Genomic DNA, 423 nt, shown 5'->3' with positions numbered 1-423 from the left:
CGACCGCGTCCGCCCCGTCCGGGACGCCGTCCGCGCGCGGGTCGAGCAGCTGATCGCGACCCTCTGAGCAGGGACCCCGACGCTACCGCTCGTCGAGCGCCAGCAGCGGTGCCCAGTACGCATCGGGTCCGTCGGCGACCACGGCGTCCGGTTCGAAGCGGAAGCCGTAGCCGCGGACGAAGTCGAGGGCCGCTGCCTGCTCCCCCGCCGCGTCGTCGTCCGCCTCGTCGAAGAGGTACTCGCCGTGTCCCATGCGGACGCCCGAGTCGCTGATCACCGTGAGGTCCCAGCGGCCCTCCTCGGCACGTTCGATCCGCACGACGGCGGCCTGCTCAGCGGTGAAGTCAGCCATGCGGCGAGCATACGGACGTCACGCGTCAGGCGCTCAGCTTCGCGAACGACGACCGGTGCCAGACCAGCGGG

At 72.1% G+C, this 423-nt stretch carries 1 protein-coding gene; it reads right to left on the bottom strand.

The features are described from left to right. Nucleotides 1–82: 82 nt before the first annotated feature. Nucleotides 83–352, bottom strand: coding sequence for a hypothetical protein (locus tag BIV01_RS16760; RefSeq protein WP_070416867.1), 270 nt, complete (start codon nt 350–352; stop codon nt 83–85). Nucleotides 353–423 lie beyond the last annotated feature (71 nt).

Source organism: Curtobacterium sp. MCBA15_013, from assembly GCF_001865095.1.
Lineage (GTDB): Bacteria > Actinomycetota > Actinomycetes > Actinomycetales > Microbacteriaceae > Curtobacterium.
Note: the sequence above shows the minus strand (reverse complement) of the source record. Positions and strands in the feature narration are given on the sequence as shown.